The organism is Pedobacter sp. AC379 (genome assembly GCF_979258145.1).
The window spans coordinates 1,851,209-1,872,204 of sequence record NZ_OZ409839.1 but is presented as its reverse complement, the minus strand read 5'-3'; the positions used below and the strand labels follow the sequence as shown (position 1 = coordinate 1,872,204).

At 40.4% G+C, this 20,996-nt stretch carries 13 protein-coding genes; 5 read left to right on the top strand and 8 right to left on the bottom strand.

The features are described 5' to 3' along the window. Nucleotides 1–384 precede the first annotated feature (384 nt). The gene (locus ACZZZW_RS08245; protein ID WP_463492878.1) at nucleotides 385–3,228 is read right to left on the bottom strand and encodes a TIM-barrel domain-containing protein; all 2,844 of its coding nucleotides are present in this window, start codon (nucleotides 3,226–3,228) and stop codon (nucleotides 385–387) included. Nucleotides 3,229–3,367: 139 nt separating this feature from the next. Here ACZZZW_RS08245 and ACZZZW_RS08240 point away from each other — a divergent pair, with 139 nt between their 5' ends. Then, a complete protein-coding gene (locus ACZZZW_RS08240) occupies nucleotides 3,368–4,522 on the top strand; it encodes an SGNH/GDSL hydrolase family protein (protein ID WP_463492877.1) in 1,155 nt (384 codons plus the stop codon). Nucleotides 4,523–5,280: 758 nt separating this feature from the next. On the opposite strand, the gene ACZZZW_RS08235 is transcribed toward ACZZZW_RS08240, so the two are convergent. Both ACZZZW_RS08235 and ACZZZW_RS08230 read right to left on the bottom strand, forming a co-directional pair. Next, entirely contained in the window at nucleotides 5,281–6,057 is a 777-nt protein-coding gene (locus tag ACZZZW_RS08235; protein ID WP_463492876.1) for an SDR family oxidoreductase, read from the bottom strand. 54 nt (nucleotides 6,058–6,111) lie between these two features. After that, complete coding sequence (locus ACZZZW_RS08230; RefSeq protein WP_055911148.1) at nucleotides 6,112–6,690, bottom strand: TetR/AcrR family transcriptional regulator; 579 nt, start codon at nucleotides 6,688–6,690, stop codon at nucleotides 6,112–6,114. Nucleotides 6,691–8,249: 1,559 nt separating this feature from the next. Here ACZZZW_RS08230 and ACZZZW_RS08225 point away from each other — a divergent pair. Further along, the gene (locus ACZZZW_RS08225; protein ID WP_055911152.1) at nucleotides 8,250–8,639 is read left to right on the top strand and encodes a helix-turn-helix domain-containing protein; all 390 of its coding nucleotides are present in this window, start codon (nucleotides 8,250–8,252) and stop codon (nucleotides 8,637–8,639) included. Between the two features lie 4 nt (nucleotides 8,640–8,643). Here the strand turns inward: ACZZZW_RS08225 and ACZZZW_RS08220 are convergent, their stop codons facing one another. From ACZZZW_RS08220 to ACZZZW_RS08205, 4 genes are read right to left on the bottom strand one after another with little or no spacing between them, the layout of a single operon-like run. Beyond that, nucleotides 8,644–9,855, bottom strand: coding sequence for a DUF3570 domain-containing protein (locus tag ACZZZW_RS08220; protein ID WP_463492875.1), 1,212 nt, complete (start codon nucleotides 9,853–9,855; stop codon nucleotides 8,644–8,646). A 12-nt stretch (nucleotides 9,856–9,867) separates the two neighbouring features. Then, the gene (locus tag ACZZZW_RS08215; protein WP_055911156.1) at nucleotides 9,868–10,098 is read right to left on the bottom strand and encodes a DUF4266 domain-containing protein; all 231 of its coding nucleotides are present in this window, start codon (nucleotides 10,096–10,098) and stop codon (nucleotides 9,868–9,870) included. Beyond that, on the bottom strand, nucleotides 10,095–10,991 hold the full coding sequence (locus ACZZZW_RS08210; RefSeq protein WP_235526125.1) for an FAD:protein FMN transferase: 897 nt from the start codon (nucleotides 10,989–10,991) through the stop codon (nucleotides 10,095–10,097). Before ACZZZW_RS08210 ends, ACZZZW_RS08215 begins: the two co-directional genes overlap by 4 nt. A 49-nt stretch (nucleotides 10,992–11,040) precedes the next feature. Further along, a complete protein-coding gene (locus tag ACZZZW_RS08205) occupies nucleotides 11,041–11,469 on the bottom strand; it encodes a thioredoxin family protein (RefSeq protein WP_055911160.1) in 429 nt (142 codons plus the stop codon). A gap of 1,215 nt (nucleotides 11,470–12,684) precedes the next feature. Here ACZZZW_RS08205 and pncB point away from each other — a divergent pair. Further along, nucleotides 12,685–13,872 carry a nicotinate phosphoribosyltransferase gene (gene pncB / locus ACZZZW_RS08200; protein WP_463492874.1) on the top strand — a complete coding sequence of 396 codons (1,188 nt, stop codon included), beginning with the start codon at nucleotides 12,685–12,687 and terminating at the stop codon, nucleotides 13,870–13,872. Between the two features lie 90 nt (nucleotides 13,873–13,962). Here the strand turns inward: pncB and ACZZZW_RS08195 are convergent, their stop codons facing one another. Then, nucleotides 13,963–15,483: a DUF6377 domain-containing protein gene (locus ACZZZW_RS08195; RefSeq protein WP_463492873.1), complete on the bottom strand. Its 1,521-nt coding sequence runs from the start codon at nucleotides 15,481–15,483 to the stop codon at nucleotides 13,963–13,965. A 781-nt stretch (nucleotides 15,484–16,264) separates the two neighbouring features. Between ACZZZW_RS08195 and ACZZZW_RS08190 the strand changes: the two genes are divergently transcribed. Both ACZZZW_RS08190 and ACZZZW_RS08185 read left to right on the top strand, forming a co-directional pair. Then, complete coding sequence (locus ACZZZW_RS08190; protein WP_463492872.1) at nucleotides 16,265–19,252, top strand: SusC/RagA family TonB-linked outer membrane protein; 2,988 nt, start codon at nucleotides 16,265–16,267, stop codon at nucleotides 19,250–19,252. Nucleotides 19,253–19,262: 10 nt separating this feature from the next. Next, entirely contained in the window at nucleotides 19,263–20,996 is a 1,734-nt protein-coding gene (locus tag ACZZZW_RS08185; RefSeq protein ID WP_055911166.1) for a RagB/SusD family nutrient uptake outer membrane protein, read from the top strand.

Sequence of the window (20,996 nt, the reverse complement as noted above, 5' to 3'; positions counted from 1 at the left end):
AATTTAACATCATGGCAGACTACATTTATAATATTATTTTAACATAAGATAATCTTAAAAGAACTGTTGGATAAATAAAAGAGAATTAAAACCATCATAATCAACATTTTTTATTAAATAACTGCCTAAACGTAATATTATACTTTTTTACCATGGCTGGTAAAATAATTAACCATCTTTGTAAGCCCCAACAGGTAGCATGTTAACAAAACATACGGATAACATTAACTGCTGTCAGTGTTTCAAAAGAACCATGATAAGTTTGTAAAATACAGGCGTTGAAGAAACTGCCGCTAAACTGTTGAAAACGATAGCGCGTATTATCTTGAAGTATAGTTTGCCATTCCGATTTCGTAAACCTGAACAAATGCCATCATTAACCAACTACAGTTTAATCACGATTTTTTTCCCGGTATAACTTACTGTTTTATCCGGAGCCTGATTAAGATTTAAGGTCTTTGCCTTTTTAGCCGTTATAAAAATGATCTTAAAGGTCCTGTCTTCCAGCATCCCTTTGAAGGCTCCTTTCCGGTCTCTAACCATAAGGGTTTTAGTACTGTCGGTATACTGAAAGTCTATGGTGGAGAATGCACCCTTCTCATAGTTATAATTTGTGCCCTCATCTTCGTAAAGCGTAAATGTTCCATCCCTACCGGCATAAAGATATACCTGGACCGGATCGGCAGGTTTTTCCGAGGTGTACTGAATTTCGGGGCCATATGGAATAATGGCACCTTCTTTTACATAAACTGGTATTTGACCGTATGGAGCTTTAGCGGTAATGGTCTGACCGCCTTTAAGGTAATTTCCTGTGTATAAATCGTACCACCCGGTCCCTTCTGGTAAATAAACTTTCCTGCTCGTGGCGCCATATTTATAAACTGGGCTTACAAGCAATGAAGGGCCAAACATGAACTGATCGGAGATGTTTTTTATTTTCGGATCTACACTGTAGTCCATAACCAAGCCTCTCATAATGGTATAATCTTTTTGATAGGTTTGCCCGGCAAGGGAATAGATGTAGGGCATTAACAGGTAGCGCAGTTTATTGTAAAATAAAATGCTTTTATAAGCAGGATGGTCGGCTGGAGCAATATTATATACCTCTCGGAAGGGGAACTGTCCATGCCCTCTAAACAAGGGAACGAATACTCCGAACTGGTACCATCTGGTGTTCAGCTCACGCCATTCCGCCAGATCGTCAGGATTGGGATTTTCATACCTGCGTTCCACTGAGAAGCCTCCAATATCCATAGTCCAATAAGGGAGACCAGATAAGGAAAAATTAATTCCGGCAGAAATCTGCGACTTCATATCTTCCCAACGGGAGGCAATATCACCGCTCCATGTTGCGGCCGCATACCTTTGCAAACCGCCATAAGCTGACCTGGTTAAAATAAAGACCCTATCATCCGGATTTGCTTTCCGCTGACCTTCATAAACTCCTTTTGAATTCTGCAACGGAAAGGCATTGAAGTATTTTGCAGCCGACCCAAGATAAGTGGGTGTCATGTTCTGTTTCCGCTCCCAGATCGGCAGATTAGAATGGATATCGGGTTCGGTGGCATCCATCCACCAGGCATCGATGCCCTTTGTGTACAATGTTTTATTCATCAGACTCCAGAACATTTCACGGGCTCCCGGGTTAAAAGCATCGTAAAAAGTAGATTGATAGCCTAACCAATCCTTTCTTCCATCGGCAATATTCCGTTTATATAGATACCCATTTTTGTTCATCAGATCATAATTTGAATTGCCGGTATAAAATTTTGGCCAGACTGATATCATTAAGCGGGTGTGGTAGGTGTCGTGCAGGGCTTTAATCATTTTTTCAGGATCTGGAAAGCGGCTTTTATCAAACTCATGGGTACCCCAACTATCCGGTTTCCAATACTGCCAATCCAGCACAATGTTGTCAATAGGGATTTTGCGGTCCCTAAATTCTTTGACAACACCCAAAAGTTCCTCCTGGGATTTATATCTTTCCCTGCTCTGCCAAAAACCCATCGCCCATTTTGGCATTAAGACCGCTTTACCCGTCAGGGTTCTATAACCGCTGATGACCTCATCCGCATTTCTGCCCGATATAAAATAATAATTAATTTCATTACCCGACTCGGATAAAAAGGCATATTGATTTTGATCTTCTTCTGGTATCGGCGTTAAGCATTTAATGGAAAGATAAGATTCTGTACCATCCGGAATCCATTCAATTTTAACATCATACTTTTTATCCTTCTGCATTTCGGTTTCTACAACTGCCGACCCAGGGTTCCAGGCCTGTCTCCATTTATCAACAAGCAGTTCACCATTTATCCAAATTTTGATATATCCTGCATATTTAATATTAAAATGTTGCAGGCCACTATATCCAGATGAAATTTTGCCTTCCCATTTTACAGTTCCATCCGACATCTTAAAACTATCTGGAAATTTTTTCAAATCACTTAAAAAGGAATAATCGATATCTGACTCAGGCCTTTCAAAAGATTTCGTTCCGGTTTTCTTATCAGCATAAGTTGCTGTCAACCAACCACGCGATCCTTCTTTGGAAAATAAACACAAGCTTGATAAGGGCTGATAAGTTCTAACATCCCCCACTTTGGTAATGGAATAATTATCCCAAAGAATGCCATAATTTTTATTGCTCAACAAAAAGGGAATGGCTACATCGGTATTGTTCTGAAGTAACAGAACCTGTTGACCTTTATAGTTCATCATATCATCCTGATGCTGTCCTAAACCGTAAATAGCCTCATCATCCGGCGAATTAAAAACCTGCTCTATTTCGTAACTCTGTTCTCCATCATTGGAAACAGGCTTAAACACCCTGCTTGTTTGCCGCTTTTCTTCGAGTATATTTTTACCGTTAAGGTCCTGATATTGGATCTGACCGGAGGTAATATCAACTTTCACTAAAAGCGACCGGGTTTTGACTTCAACAAAAGTGGGAGTTTCACTGACTGTCCAGCCTGGATTGGACTTAACAGGAATAACCATCAGGCTGGGCTCTGCTGAAAATTCATTTTCAGGCGATATTACTGTATGGATTATCTTATCGGATATGACCTCAATTTTTATTCTTTTCCCAATATTCAGACCATTAACCTTTGGCTGTACAATTATTCCGTTCTCTGATTTTTGGTAATGGAGATCCTGCGAGAAGGCGGATAAGGATAAGACCGATAAAAATAACGATGTACCTAAAAAAGCATAAATTTTTCTCATAACTAAAAACCGCCATTTGGGCGTTAAATAAATATCGTTGTTGACAAAATAAAGATAGTGTGGGATTGATCAATAACCATTTCTTTTTAGGTGATATTACACATACTTTTCCTCCATTTGGTGATAGTTTTTTATCGGAATGCAATTATCACTTTCACTTTTGCATATAATTGCAGAAACTGAAAACGGTATGAAATTTAAAATGCTTATTTTCTTAATTATATCCATTTTTCTGGTAAAAAAGGGGCACGCCAATATTGACACACTGCTGGCAGCTCAGCTTAAACCGATAGGGAGATCACTCATTAACGGTAGCAATAAGCTGGAAATGATCAGTTCTGCGGTGCATTTCGGATTTAAGTTCAAAGGCGAAAGCTGTACCATATATGCATCGTTAAAAGAGGAATGGGAACACAATTACATTCAGTACGAAATAGACGGAAAATATCAAAAACGTATCCGTATAAACGGAAATTCAAAAGTTCCGATTGTTATCAGAACGGCTGGACCTGGGGAACATATAGTCTGGATATATAAAGCCACTGAAGCGCACACCGGCCCTATCATCATTGAAAAGATTATAGCGGAAAAGATTTCGGCAGTAAGTGCCGGCAAGGCACCTATCATCGAATTTATAGGGAATAGCATTACCTGTGGTGCGGCTTCAGACCCATCCGAATATCCCTGCGGAACCGGAGAATATCAAGATCAGCACAATGCCTATATGGCTTATGGACCACGGGTTTCCAGAAGACTGGCGGTCAACTATATCATGAGCAGTGTCAGCGGGATAGGCATATACAGAACCTGGAACAGCGAAGGGCCATCAATGCCCCAGGTTTATGAGAAGATAGACTTTAAAAACGACACAGAATTAAAATGGGATTTCAAAAAATATTCACCAAAAATTGTAAGTATTGCTTTAGGTACCAACGACCTCAGCACAGGAGATGGGAAGGCTCCAAGAAAGCCATTTGTTGCAGATACCTTCGTAGTTAAATATGTAGAGTTTATAAAATGCATTAAATCCCGGTATCCTTCTGCAAAAATCGCCCTTTTAAGCAGCCCGATGGTCAAAGGTGCACAGCGGAAGTTACTTGAAGCTTCACTTTTACGGATAAAGCAGCGTATCGATTCCATATATCCTAAATCAGATCACATCAGTATGTTTTTCTTTCCGGAAATGGAACCGCACGGTTGCAGTGGTCATCCCAGCGTAGGAGATCATATAATACTTGCCGAGCAGCTCTATCCATTTTATAGGAAGCTCCTCAATCCACAAAGGCCAGGATAATGCCTATTTGGGTACCGTCTATGAACACATAATGGTGAACCGGCAAAGTTAAAACGGGAAATCATAATGCTGCTCCACTGGATAAGTAGTTTAAAAAATAAAACACTCGGTCAGAATCGTTGGTGAGAGAAGTTGTGTAAATTCGGTACAAGGATAGGTACGCTGAACTTATACTAGAATCTCTTTACTTTTATTTAAGGGTTGTTTTTTTTAATGCTGTTAGCTCCGATAAGTGCTTGTTTAAACACATCCCTCTCCATACCCCACATAAAGATGGTTATAACAAATACTTTGCTCATACCACTACGGATCAGCTTAGCCAGGCTGCTGGAGTCCTTATAATAAATTGGGTCTATCATATACTTATTTTCAATGTTCATTCAACAACGCTGGTACTTCCGGATTCGCAACAAAAGTGGGGATCGGCGAACACACAAAACGAGGTTATATAACACAATTTGACGTTGATATTTATTGCTCTTTAAACTATCTGTACTTTATAGCAATGTAATTCCGGGTAAAATTAATTTCGAAACCGTCCATCCGCTACCGCTTAAGATGATTTAGACTTTTGTAACATGATCGTTTCAGCTGGAAATTTAATCGTAGCATGTGAACTTAATTGTAGCGGATATATCAGTATCCTTTGGGGCATAGACCAACCAGCATAAATAATAAAAAGATCCGGTCAACATGACCGGACCTTTTTATGTAACGTTTAATATTTTATAGATATTAAAGATGAGGCATATGGGATGTTAAGCCACCACAGGTAAAGAACCGCCATCAATAGCGTATATAGTACCTGTGAGGTAAGCAGCAGATGGTGACACCAAAAAGTGCACAAGCTGAGCCACCTCTTCAGGCTCGGCCATGCGACCCATCGGAATACCGCCGGTCTGTGCCATCAGTTGTTTCATTCCTTCTTCTGGCGTAATACCAGCTGAAATTGCGTAGTCATTCAAGAACTTGATCATTGGTTCCGTTTTAGTGGCGCCTGGAGCTACGGTAAGTACACGGACCCCTTTGTCAGCCAGTTCGGTGGCCAGGGATTTACTATAGCTGTTCAGCGCCGCCTTGGACACTGCATAAGCCATGTTCAAATTCCATAATGCCTGTTTACCCGCAACTGAAGAAATATGAATGATCACCCCGCTTTTTTGTTCGATCATTTGCGGCAGTAGTATTCTGTCAAGCCGGATAGCAGAGATCAGGTTCAAATTCAACTCCTGTTGCCAGTGTGCATCGGTTAATGCGCTATGACCACCGCCCGGTGTGGTAAGCCCGCCTACGTTATTGATCAAAATATCTATTCCGCCAAAAGTATTGGCTATTTCCTGGGCAAGCCCTGCTACCTGGTCAGCATCGGTCAGGTCTGCCGCAATAAAATGATGAGGTGTAGCCTCAGGCTTTGTCCTGGCACTCACGATCACAGTAGCACCTGCTTGTGCTAACCCGTCGGCAATCGCTTTACCAATACCTTTTGTTCCACCGGTAACCAGTGCTCTTTTTCCCTTGAGATTTTTCAATTCCATGTTCATGTTACTTGATATTCTGAAACAAATGTTTCAGAATTGTTTAAAAAAAATTTATTTAGTTAATTGTTTAATAAAGTATTCAGCCATGCGTTTGATCTTGACCGGGTCCTTATGCAGGATGTAGGATTCATACCAGCCTGTCCAGGTGCTGTTGAAATAATCTGCCAGTAGAGCCGGATCTTCATCATTGCAGATCTCGCCTTTATCCATCGCTTTTTTGATGAGATCATGTAAAAACTGGTAGGAACGCTGGTCATCAGCTACCAATATCTGCTTTACGCGTTCGTCATTCGTGGCTACCTCAAACGCACTTTTCACCGCCATGCAGCTGTCTTCACCGTTAATAATGATATTAACTGCCTCGTGGATGTAATCTACTAACACGGACAATGCCGATCTTTTACTTGATAAGCGCTTGTCCCAATCCTGTTTCCTTATATCAGTATAATGCTGAACACAACGGAGAAATAGTTGCTGTTTGTCTCCGATCGTGTTATACAGGCTGCTGCTATTAATCTGCATGGCATCGGTAAGGTCGCGCAGCGATGTGGCATTATAGCCTTTCTTCCAGAATACTTCCATTGCTTTCTGGATCGCTGCTGCTTCATTAAATTCTACATTTCTGGCCATGACGTTACAAAGGTACTCAAATCTGAAACAAGTGTTTCAGATTTACGTCATAGTTTATAGGTTCGTCAGGAGCTGAACGGTAGCATTAATCCATATAACTGACTATCGGTGTATTTTTTTATAAAAAAGGCAATTTGTTTACTTATTCGATAGTCATTCGTACCTAAGCGTTTTTATTACCAGGCTTTTATTTCTTGCATCCATGTTTACCAGTGTTAAAAAATTCACCTCGGAAATGTTCACACCAAATTCACGCCAATTAGGTAGTACATAAAAAGGAATGGCAGGTAAAGCCACAAGGTAAACTCGCCATATCAAAAAGCTCGGGCTAGCTGCATGGTATAAGCACGAAAAACATAGCAAATAAATTGCAACCTGCATACAACGAAATGAAAGCTTGCCAACCAAGGCCGACATTTTAAGCGAAGCTCCAGGCGGAAGTACGCCCAGGTAAGTCAGGGCGACTTGTCCATGCTGATCACATGAAACAAACTTTGATTGGCGCCTACCAGTCAGGGCTTTACTATGCTAAGAGTTTTCCTGGGAAGCCTCAGAACCGGGGGTCAGCTGGGTTTTGGTGTGTTTTGCATAAGGCAGTACTAGTTTCGCCTCTCCAAATCTATTAATTGAAGTCTACTAACTTGGTCAACATCACAAAACCCCCTTTCAAAGGCTATAGTCTTGAATTCCATCGTTTTTACTAAAAATTTACAAGATGGATTTTGGCAGAAAAAACATTTACCTCGCCATAAGTGGGTTCACCCAAGTGTACAATTTGAGAGTTTCCGATTTTCTGGATAAGGAAATCATGACCATTATATAACTAATTCCATACCTTACTCAAGCTAATTTCATTTATAAAAGACAAATCTTATAGAAATTGTTTTTAATACATAGGAGATGGGTCGATAATGTCACTTTTGTATGCAAATTCGGCAGTTCTGTGAGCAGAATCGAATAACCATGTAAGAGTTTCACACATGATTAAGGGGCAAGAGTAATCCCGAAAGTTGTATTGAGGCTGTACTGGGACATCAACCCAATTACCAATTGGAGTCATAGATTGGGCATAAAAATGGTGATTCAAATCCAATAAGATTTGATGCCGGTTAACTACATCCCGGAAAACCTTTTATCAGAATAAGTAAACTTAATATAAATAAAGAGCTAATCGTAAACGCTCGAAAAATTTAAGCGAAGCAGAAGACGGCAAATCGCTATTGCATAGTGCTGAAAGGATCATCAAAAAGAATGCTAAAAATATGTCCCTGTAACGTCTGGGGATTATTTCGAAGAGATACTGAGAACCATGAGAAACTCGATCTTAAAGACTTAAATAATAATAATAATTATTGCGCTAACCTTATATTCCAAATTAGGGCATGTCGAACAGCTGCCTTGGAAGTGGAGCTTTTCTCCCTGCAATTCCTTGATCAGTCCTTCAAAAATTATTATCATCACATAAATTAAAAAATTCTTTTCAATCCCTAATATGCATATTTAGACCAAATATCATTAACAGAAACACAGCGATTTTATTAATGATTTAGGTAATTTCAATGCTTAAAACCTTTAATAAAAAGATGAGTGTCCATATAGGGTTAATGATTTGGAAGGAGATGAAACAGAAAGATATTTCCGTTTCAGATATTGCTGTTGATCTTAAGGTCAGTAAAACAAAAGCACAAGAGTTGTTGAATACCGCGACTATCGACATACTCACTCTGGTGCGTATCAGTGAAATCCTGAACTACAATTTTTTCAGCTACTATGAAACCGGTAAGATTTTCTCAAAGATTGAATTGCATGAAAAAAACAAGCTGACAGAGGAAGTTGGTCGGTTGAAGGCTTTGCTCAATGAGAAGAACAAAGCCCTGGAACTTCAGGAAACGCTTAATAAGATTCAACTCAGTACAATTTCACTACTGGAAAAAGGACAGTTTAGATAAAAGCCTACTTAAACTTAAGGTTCAATGAAACAATGTTAGAAACCAGGCTAGTTGAACGTGAGTAGTGACCATATCTCAATTCCAGCATGTTCAATCGCTGCCAGCCGAAAACGCCTTTGGGTGGAGAAAACCGAATCCCTGCACCATAAAAATCACTAGTCAATGTAGACAGGTCATAATCGCTGGTAAAATATTGTTCTGCTGGCGAATGCTCACCAAAGGGCGCAAAGTATTTGGTTCCCATCTGATTATTATACCGGTAGAAAGGACTTATTGAAAAAAAAGAATTGATCTTGACTGGAATTTCAAGCTCAGCTGTGTGGGCCCTGATACCCCAATTATCCATATAGTAGCGATAAAAAGTACGGATTACGAAATGATCATCCAGGAAATAGTTCATACGCAACCCGATGGGAAACTTATAACGCTTATCTGGTAATGTCTCCGAACGTAAGGAACCATCTTTAAAATAATCTCGCTGGTATTTGGTAGCAAGTAATCCTTTTTGATATGATGGCTCCAAAATTAGCGCCGCCTGAAATTTCTGGCTAATGACCTGAGACAGCGAGAAGGACGCACTGAAAGAATTCCTTGGAGCTTTATCATACTGTTCGTGGCCCCTATCAGTATTTCCCGTCCGAAGCTCTACGGGCAAAATTACCGTCCATTTATCAAAAAAGGCCTGAAGCTTGAAATCAAACTGGGTATTTTTATCTTTAGATAAGCGGGTTAAATTAAAAGCAGCTCCCATTGATTGGTAATCGAACTCAGTTGAATATGATCCTGTAAAGCCAAAAGAATTTCCCGTTTTTTCATTTGAATGGATCCAGTTTAATGACGGATAAATACGGGTATCAGCTGAAGAAGCAGATGAAATAGTACTCGGATCAATCTTATCTGAAGAGGCAGAAGTGTAATGATCAACACCAAGTTCAAAAAGGAAAGTATTTTTTTTACCTCTTTTATTAAACCCGGACATCTGGAGATCAATAGTGTTGGCAAAATCGCTCAGCTTCTCAGTACCGATACCGCCTGTTACTGCGGAATTATTACCATTCTGATTATAATAGGCTGAAACCAGGTTGATTTCATCAATTTTCAGTTTCCGCGACTGGTATTTGCTACTGTCTATTTTTGCAGTTTCTGGTCTGGTTTGTGCATACGTGCTCAATATGCCGAAATACATAAAAAGCACATGGAGATATATTTTTCTCATTTTTTAATATTATCAATTACAGCCGCAACCTCCACCGCTCTTACCACCGTTGGCACCCGATGCACCTTCCCTGTAAAGCTGAAAACTCTGTTCAAATTTCTGTGACTTTCGTGCTGAAAGGATCATATCGGCATCATTGATCCTGTTTTTCTGATAAGGTTTTACGCTACTACAGGCACTGAACATGCTGATTATTGATACAGCAGTAACCATCGAAAGGAAAATTGTTCTGTAAATTTTCATATTATCACATTAATATTATTTGAGGTAAAAACCTGATCATAATCATCGATAACGATACAGGACACTTGTTTGATCTGGTTAATGAGCTCTATCCCAATTTTTACGCCCATCACCAAAATTGGTGTAGCAAGTGCATCAGCCAGCTCTGCACTCGGACAAATGATGCTAACACTTTTAACACCACTTACCGGAAGACCAGTTTTCGGGTCGATGGTATGCGAATAGCGCTTCCCGCCAATGGTTACATATTTTTCATAACTGCCTGAAGTTGCAATCGCCATTTGACTGATTTTTAAGGAAGAAAAAGGTCTGTCCGTTTGTCCGGGATCGGCAATACCAACTGTCCATGGACGGCCGCCAATTTGAGTACCCCAGGTAACCAGATCACCGGCAGCATTTACTATTCCACTTTTAATCCCCAATTGTTGTAGAACCGATTTCGCCTTATCGGCTGCATAGCCCTTTCCTATTCCACCGAAGCCAATCCGCATGCCCTTATTTTTGAGTAGCACGGTTGAGCGTTCTTTATCTACTATTACATTCCGATAATCAATAAGTCCAACAGATGCCAATGCAGTTTGCTCATCAGGCAAGCTTGTCATTTTCGGATCAAAGTTCCAGAGCCGTTTATCTATCGACCCATAAGTTATATCGAAGGCACCATCAGTAATTTCTGATATCCTGATAGAACGCTCAATAAGGCAAATCACCTCATCATCAACATGTACAGGTCGCAAACCGGCATTTTCGTTTATAAGGCTGGTTTGGCTAAGATTACTGAAAGTTGTGAGCAGGTGTTCTATGCGCTTTACTTCTTCAATACCTGCATCAATCGCAGCATTTCCCTCCTGCTCGTTCACAGCGATTACAGTAAACTCAAACCGGTTTCCCATGAGCTTCAATATTCGGTTTACAGAAACAGGCTTAGCCATCCTTTAAAGGTTATTTTTTTAGTTTGTCGAGTTCAGAAACAAAAGCAACAGCGCTTTCCTCAGGAAAACCATCCCAGGTTTTAAGTACCTTCCCATTTTCATCAACAAGGATTGTATACGGAAATTTCCCATCCTTATTGTATACCTCTGCTAATGACTCGTTAAGCTTAATCTGCTCTTTTGCAAGCTGGTTTTTTTTCTGTCTGGGGAAATCTGCCCTCACAAGTAAAAGATTTGTAGCGGCATACTGTTCAAAGCTTTCTGATTCTAGTAGCTCCTTGCGCAGGCGGATACAAGGACCACACCAGTCCGAGCCTGAAAAATTAATCAGGATCTGTTTATGCGTAGCCTTAGCTTGTTTTTGCGCTTCGTTAAAATCTCCCATCCACGATACAGGAATAATAAATAGGCCCAAAAGGGCAACAAAAAGTAATTTCATAATCTTAAAAATAAACTTTTAAATGCATAACCTAAGTATTGTAAAACGTTAACGATACGGATACTGGTCTATTTGTTACCAAACCATTTTAAGACCGAATAGTGAATGTGTGGCATTCATGCACACTATGAAGGTTACACAGCATATTAGCTTCTCTTTAGCTACAATAGCCACTTCAGATCGATCGGTTCTATGTAGCAAAATTATTGATCAAATCTGAAGACATTCTGAAGTTTCGAATTAAAATGTAATCAGGCAATCTATATTGCGGAATGGAATGCCGTTCGCTTAGCAATCAGTTCAGTTGCATTCACCTTAAAAATACCTTTTACAGGAGGTTGACCACTTACTCTATTTTGAAACTGCCAAATACAGATAGGCAAATGTTAAAGAAAAAACATATTCAAAACAACTTAAAACTTTTTGACTATCAACTAATAGGCAACTTTGATACCTACATCTATCCAGCCCATAATCATATAAAAATTCAGTTTTATTCTACCGTATCATTTGGTGTCCGTGAACAGTCTAAGTACAGCCGTGAATTGTTAGCTAATTATTTATTCATACCGACGTCCTTTGTGATGGCTTAAAATACATGGTCATCATTCAAATAAAAAAAAATTAAACCAGACGTCATGGAAAAGATAAAAATATGAAAATTACAGTTGCAATTCTAAGGGCAAGTGTATTCGGCATAACGCTTGCTAGCTTCTTACAAAGATAGCGATACCTGCGTTGTGCTCAACGACGTGATCTTGCCTACATTGAAATACAGCACTTTGCCGGCGTTGTTCATGCCCGCGTCGTGCATAGGTTCGAGCAATGAAAATTGGCAGACAAGCTTTTTGCAGGCCCGGTTGCAGCTACAGGAATTACCGCATTCTAATCGATTTTCAGGTATGCTGAATCCTGCAAACAACAAGTAAAACTTTATCTCGTCATCTAACTAAGTGTAAGTTTCAAGGGTCCTGTCGCTTTCGGTACTTCTTTAAGTATATCGCAGATTTAAAAATAATAACTAAAACTTACTCAGTCATCTTTTAGATCCAAATTTATATCTTGTACAATTATAGCAACGATTATTTATATCTGAAACATCTGCTATTTAGAATGAAAATATAGATTGGGGCGTCTACCTGAATGTAGCCAGCTATACAATAGCTTCAAACTTAAAAGAATAAGACCTGTTAAACATAGCCAATTACTACAAAAATGATTACGCATCTTCTTCAGTCAGCCCCATCCATATTGGACAATGATTTTTATAAGTTTACCATGCAGCAGGCGGTGGTACGTCTTTTTCCATCGGCAATGGCCCGCTATAGTTTTATCAACCGTGGAAAACACCGTTTTCCCGAGGGTTTTGGCAGTGCTCTGCAGGAAAGGATAAGTGAAATGGCGAAACTGCGGCTCACCAATGAAGAGAAGAATTTTCTTAAGATAAACTGCCCTTACCTTGATCCGCTTTACCTGGATTTTTTGGCGGGCTATCGTTACGATCCAAATGAGGTGAATATCGTACAGAATGGAACAGACATTGATCTCCATATTGAGGGGCATTGGTACCGCAGCATCCTTTGGGAAGTACCGATTATGGCCTTGATCTGCGAACTTTATTATGAAATGACAGACGGAAAGCGGATATCAGATGAGATGCTGATTGACCAAACGGTGGTAAAGGCAAAACGGTTTCAATCCCTTGGGGTAAATATTGCCGAGTTTGGCACACGCCGCCGCCACAGTTACCATGTACAGAAACTGGTAATTGATACTTTCAACCGCGAAGCGAGAAAAACCTTTGTAGGCACAAGCAATGTCCATTTTGCCATGCTCCACCAAACCAAACCTATAGGCACCCATGCCCACGAATGGTTTATGTACCATGCGGCTGTATATGGTTTTCCGCAGGCAAATGCCACTTCTTTACAACACTGGGTGGATGTTTTCCGTGGCGATTTGGGTATAGCACTGTCAGATACTTATACAACGGATGTTTTTCTCTCACAGTTTGATAAAATGTTTTCGAAACTTTTTGATGGGGTGCGCCAGGACAGCGGCAAACCCATTGAATTTGCAGATAAAATAATTGCGCACTATAACCAGCTAGGCATTGATCCGTTAACGAAAACCATCATTTTTTCTGATGGACTTGATTACGAAAAAGTTGCCCGAATTACTGATCATTGCCGTGGGAAAATCGGCTTTTCTTTCGGTATTGGCACCAACCTGAGCAACGATGTAGGGTTGGAAGCGATGAACATTGTGATTAAAATGACCCAAACCAGGCAGGAAAACGGCAAATGGATGCACGTGGTTAAACTCTCGGACAATCTGGATAAAAACACAGGAAATGCGGATATGATTGCCGCAGCGAAAACCATCCTTAATATTGAACAATAATAGTGCGCAGGTAGTAAAAGTGTATAGTTTGTTATTACAGTATAGCTATTGAAAGTCTTGAACGATATAACTATAATTTGGATTGCCCGGTTACACTGCTTTTACCATCATAATAATTTTCTCAAATTCATCGCCGGGAACGAGTGCTTTGGCCTTTATACGCATTTTGTAAACATAAATGGTATTAACCGAATATTCCAAAATGGTTGCAATGGCTTGGTTATCAATAATTCCAAGCCTGATCAGGGCGAAGATCCGGAGGTCAGTATTTAGCAGTTCAGGTGCTTTAGGCCATATCTGATCTTCCTGCTTTAACAGGGAGTTGAAAACGGTTACAAAATTAGGGAAGATACTCATAAATACCCGATCAAACGTATTGAAAAGGATTGCGCGCTCCTGTTTAATATCAATGTCTTTTAAGCCGGGCAGAATTTCCCCAAACCGTTTTGCAAGAATTTTGCGTTCCACATTTTTTTTTAGCCGGTCCAACTTTAAAATGTATCCCGAAATTACATCGAAAAAATAGCCGATGTACTTTTCATTCACCATGGCAAACTCCCTCAATTTATCATTGGTAATTATAAGCTGATCATTAACCTGGTTTAATTCTATATTTTTTGCTTTAATTACCTCATCCTGGATTTTAAGTTTTCTAAGCTGGATAAATATCATAAATGAAACGAGCGAAATCACCGCAGTGACAAGCGAGATGGAAAGGAAATAGGTCAGGAATTTATTCTTTTCCCGCTGGGTGGCGATATTGACCTGGGCCGCAATATCAGGCAGCACAGATTCGATTTTAAGTTTACGCAGGCGGTTTCCGTAAAATCCGGCATCATCTCTTGATTGCTGGATAAAAAGATAAGCATCATCAACGTCGCCGTGTTTAAACAGATCCTCAGCCAGGAGTAATGTTGCTAGCGTTTCTTTTGTGGAAGACCTGATATCGCTGATTGCTGATTCGGCAAGCAACCAGATTCTTTGGTCATTCTGATCATCCTGCTGGTAAAAAGCTGCCAATCCTGTTAATAACCTTGCACGGTTATGTTCGGTCAGTTTATAATGTTTTAAAAGTTCGAGAAAATACTTTGGCGGGCCGTTTGTTTCTCCAGCTACTACCTGCCTGTTGCCTAAGGTAAAAAGCAAATCGAAAGATTTTGGCTCGCAAAACACAATGGCAGAATCCAGGTAGCTTACGGCTTTAGCGTTATAGGTTTTGGTAAAATTTTCATCACTATTGTAGATGGCCAGATTGGAATAAGCACCGGATTTTAATGCATAATATTCGTATTTATATTGCCTATCAAGCAGTATCGGATTTATTTCCTTCAGGTAATCAAAAGTTTCTTTAAACATACCTGCATGTAGCAGCAAAGAGGCCAGTTTAACTTTGCTTTCATTCTGCTTTATTACGTCATGCTCTTTATAACTGAGATCAAGCATTTTCTTTCCATAGAAATAGGCAGAATCGAACTTATTGTATTCATATTCTTCAAAGAGTTTCAAATAGGTATCGAATATGGTGTTGGGCCTGCTGGTGATCTCAGACCTGAGTTTTTGAATCCTTAAAATTTTGCGCTGGTCGTATTGCTTCTTTTTTGATATTTCCATTTTTAATTTAGCCAGCACACTATCTTTCTTGGTGGAAGGATAGGCGTTGAAACAAAAAATTAAAAGGGATATCTTGACTATTAAAAATTTCATTTTAAAGGAATGCTTTTCTCAAAATTATAACAATTTATAATCTCAGGTTTAAAAAAATGAATTATCATTTGAGGTTGCTTCAACTATAGTGTACCAGGCAAGCTCTTTATCAAGGCAAAACAGGATTGGCCATTTTAAACCGAAACAGCATCAGAATATGGGATTTATCCTTTTCTTATCATGCTATTTTTTGCATCTGTATGCTGATTTAAGTTTATATTTTCCCAGACATAATATATCACAAAACATTATTTTTCAAATACTTAACAATTTAAACACACATTTTTTCTTATACATTTCATAGCGGCCCTCTTGTGGCTATACATCCATACAAGGCAATTGATAATTTCGTTCTTCTGATCTGCCGGCGCAGTCCGGTTATGAGCAGAACAAGCATTTAACCAAATTAATCAAATTCCCAAAGGCCAGGCGCTATTTAAGAGCTTCATCATTAAATCCATTTAGCTTTTAAATTTCAGACCGTTGCAGGCGGGAATATCGACCTATTATGAGAAAGAAAAAACCTCCTTAACAGTAAGGTTAACTCCTGCCAGTCTGAATCGCGGCCTTGTAAGCCATAAAAACGAATTCATCGAAGTTAGCCTAATATCGGCAAACCGGGTTTGCCAAGCGGGGTTCAGGCTTTTTGAAAAACTAAACTAACAATAACCGAATTAAATTTGATTACATGTACAGGAAATTTTTACTGTTGCTTGGCGTATGCTCAGTTATGTGTGTACTCGCATTTTCAGCAAATGCACAAACCAGAACCATCTCCGGGTTGGTAACTGATATTACCGACAATTCTACACTCCCTGGGGTGAACATCACTGATAATGCTAAATCATCAACCGCAACCACAAATGCAAAGGGACTATATACCATCACCGTTCCTGCTGGTGCAAAAACCATTACTTTCTCTTTTATTGGATATACCGCCAAAACCTTACCGGTTCCGGCAGAAAATACGCTAAACGTAACTTTAAGTCCGGCAACCAATACCCTTGATGAAGTGGTGGTGGTGAGCGTTGGATATGGCACGCTCGATAAGCGGGAAATTTCCAGTGCCATTACCCACATATCTTCAAAAGATCTGCTTGCAGTAGCCTCAAATAACCCGCTAATGTCGCTACAGGGCAAAGTACCTGGCTTAAACATTACCAACACGGCTGGCGCCGATCCCAATTCGAGCCCGAGCATTCAACTGCGGGGCGTTTCTTCACGTAATGCAGGGTTAGGTCCACTTTATGTGATCAATGGCGTACCTGGTGGCAACATTGATAACATTAACCAGAACGACATTGAAAGCATTGATGTTTTAAAAGGCGGTGCCGCTTCTGCAATTTATGGTACAAGGGGAAGTAACGGCGTAATTATCATCACTACTAAAAGAGGGGGTGCACAATCGAGAATGTTTTACGATGGTTATGCGAGTTTCGACTACCTTAACAACCGTTTGGAAAACCTGAGTGCTGATGAGTTTATTGCAAACCGCGTGGCCAACAAACAAGGACAGGATTATAAAGCAAAAACCAATTGGCTTGATGAGGTGACCAATTCGCCTGCTTTTGCGCAAAAACATACCGTTCAGTTTTCGGGTGGTTCGGCCAAAACAAATTATTTTGCTTCTGCCGATTACCGTGAAGCTGATGGTATTGACCTGCGTGCACACAAACGGGAATATGGTGGCAGATTGACAATAAACCATACCACTGATAACAACATGTTTGTGGCCTCACTTAGTGTGGCCCCAAGGATGATGAAAACAAATAATGCCGATCAGGGAAATTTCAACAATGCGCTTACGCTTAATCCTACTTATCCCATTTTTAACAATGCTGGCAAATACAATTACATTAACACTGGTTTTTTCTCCAATAACCCGGTTGAAAATGCCAATATGATCAAATCGGAAGCAGAGATAAAGGAACTGGATGTAAATGGATCGTTAAGAATGAATATTCTTCCTAACCTGAGTACCACTGTTACGGTTTCAGAAATCAGCCGCTCGCTCAAGAATTTGAATTTTACTCCTTCTACCCTGTCATCGGTGGTACAGGCCAACAAGATTACTCAAACAAATTTTGCCAGGCAGGAACAGCAGGAAAACGACCAGAAAAATATTGAATGGACGGGAAATTATAATTTAGATTTCGGGAAAAATCATTTCAAGGTACTTGGAGGTTATTCTTATTCGCTTTACAATTACAAGCAGTTTTCTGCGCAGAACTACGATTTCCCATTTGACACCTATGAATGGAACAACCTGGGTTCGGGCTTATATAATGGCGGTGCTGCAGGTCAGGGCCAATCGGCAGTGGGCTCTACACAAAACGGATCTACATTAATTTCTTTTTTTGGCAGGGTAAATTACGATTTCAACAGCCGTTACATCCTTACAGCCAGTTTGCGCCGGGAAGGATCATCTAAATTTGGAACGAACAATAAATGGGGAAACTTCCCGGCAGCCTCTGCCGCGTGGCGCTTATCCGAAGAAGCCTTTATCAAAGGCAAACTTCCCTGGATTGATGAATTAAAAATCAGGGCGGATTATGGTGTTACAGGAAATCAGGATTTTGACAACTACAAATCTCTTTTGTTATATGGTGGTGCCGGATATTTTCCTTACAACGGGCAATATTACCAGGTATACGGCCCTTCTTCGAATGTTAACCCTGATTTAAGCTGGGAAAAATCGGTAAATTTTAATGTTGGTCTGGATTTTTCAATCTTAAAAAACCGGATCAGCGGTTCATTGGATTACTACATCAGAACCAATAAGGATCTTTTGGGCGATTATAACGTTCCTGTACCGCCAAATCCGCAGAGCATAACTTTTGCCAATGTAGGCACAATGAAAAACTATGGTATTGAGCTTGCCCTGAGCGGTGAGGTGATTAAAAAGGATGATTTTGGTTACAATGTTAGTGTTGCTTTTTCTTATAACCGCAATAAATTCATTTCTTTTTCGAACCAGATTTACCAGGGCGGTACTTTTCAGGATGTTGCCGGACTCCCTGCACCAGGCTCTCCAGGCAATATCCAACGGATACAGGAAGGCCACAGTATCGGCGAATTTTATATGCTCCGCGCTGCCGGGGTCAACGATGCCGGAGCATTGTTGGTGTATAGAAAAGATGGATCCACTGTTCAGGCCAATCTCGCTTCCAATGACGATAAGCAGTTTGTAGGCAACGGATTACCAAAATTTATTGCCTCAATGGGCAACACCTTCCATTATAAACGTTTCGACCTTGGTATTTTTCTCAGAGGTACCTTTGGATACAAAATATTCAATACCTCAGCATTTTATATCGGCACGCCATCAAGCCAGAGTGATGCCAATGTGTTAAAATCTGCTTATGACAGCAGCAGCAAATATTCGCTGTTAAAAAGTAACGCAACAACCTCAATTGCATCTGATTATTTTCTTGAAAACGGCTCTTTCTTAAAAATCGATAATGTATCGCTTGGTTACAGGCAGCCGATTAAAACGAAATACCTTAATTCTTTAAGAATTTATGCTACCGGCAGGAACCTGCATACTTTTACCAGCTTTACAGGCGGTGATCCTGATCTTGTCCAGGTAAACGGACTAACACCGGGTGTAAACACTTCCCTTAACTATTATCCATCTACACTTCAGCTGATTTTTGGCTTACAGGTAACATTTTAAAACTGGAAAAATGAAAAACTATAAATTATTTATCACCGGCATTTTATCATGTTTTATGGTAGTTGCGGGATGTACTAAACTGGACGAACAGGTTTATGACAAGGTTGATGCTGCAAATTTTCTTACCCGAAGGGATGATGTGATCAGGGATTTTCTGCGCCCGTTTGAGCATGCATACTGGAGCATTCAAGGGAATGATGTTTATGCGGTCGGTGAAAACTCTACCGATGAAATCGGCACCTATAACCGCCAGGGCGACTGGCAGGACGGTGGATATTACCAAAGAATGCATTACCACACCTGGACCTCGCAAGACGGTTTTACCAACGGCGCGTGGAGAAATTTTTATCAGGGCATCGTACTCTCCACCAACTCGCTACAGGATATGGAAGGCATTGCCGACCCTACCAAACTTAACGTAACGGTTGAAGAGCTGAATGATTTTAAGGCAGAACTACGAACGTTAAGGGCATGGTTTTATCTCCGTGCATTTGATTTTTACCGGAATATTGAAATTGTCACCGATGTAAAAAATACTACTCAAGGCGGTGTGCAGGCTTCGCCACAAGAAACCTTTAATTACATCGAATCGGAACTGAAAGCCGCAATTCCTTTTCTGCCTACTAGGGAACAACTCGGTGCAAATGGTATAGGCAGGTGGACCAAAGCAGCCGCCGCTACCTTACTTTCGCGCCTTTACCTGAATGCCAAAGTATATATCGGCACGGATAGATACAGCGACTGTGAAACAGTTTGCCGCGATATTATTACCGGCAAATATGGTGCATATACCTTGGATACGCGCTGGGATGCACCTTTCGATTATACCAATAAAACATTAAATTCGGAGGTGATTTACGGATTTCCGGGCACGCTTACCAGAACACACTGGCAATATGATGGCGGGATGTTTTTTTGGGGTATGACTTATGACGCAGCGCCGCTTTATTGCGGTTTTACCGATCTGGGTCAATCCAACCCCCGCTATGCGCTGCAACCCGGGCGAGATGTAGATAGTGTAGAATATGCGCATGCTTTAGGAAAACCTTTTGTAAAATTCCAGAAATACCCTGATGACCTGCGATTGAAAAAATACAGGAACCTTGGCGACAGTAAACGTGAAGGGATGTTTTTATACGGTTACCTCCCTTATACAGCAACAGTTAACGGCAATCCGAAAGTAGATACTGTAAGGGGAAATAAAGGTCCATATGCCCTGTTTATCCGGGATCAAGTTGGCTTTTTTTTAAATGCAAAACCAGGTACCAAAATTGCAGATAAAGAATCAAATATGAACCATGCAGATCACAACTCCGGGGTTTTTTTGGTAAAATATCCGTTCTACCCTACTCCGGATCCTAACCGCATTACTTCTGCTTATGCAGAAATACGCCTAACCGAGGTATACTATACCCTGGCAGAATGCCGTTACCGGACTGGAGATAAAGCAGGCGCAGCAGGTTACTTAAACCAGGTAAGGCAACGGAACTATCCTGCCGGTTCGCCAAGCTTATACACGCCTGGTGGCGAACAACTTACGGATCAGGAAATGTTAGATGAATGGGGAAGGGAATTTATCGGTGAAAACCGGCGCAGAACTGACCTCATCCGCTGGGGCGTTTTTACCAAGGGATCCTGGTGGGATAAAAAACCTGATGCAGATAACCATACAGAAATCTTTCCTTTAGGAAGGGATATCCTGAATTCCAATTCGAAATTGAAGCAAAATCCTGGATACAATTAG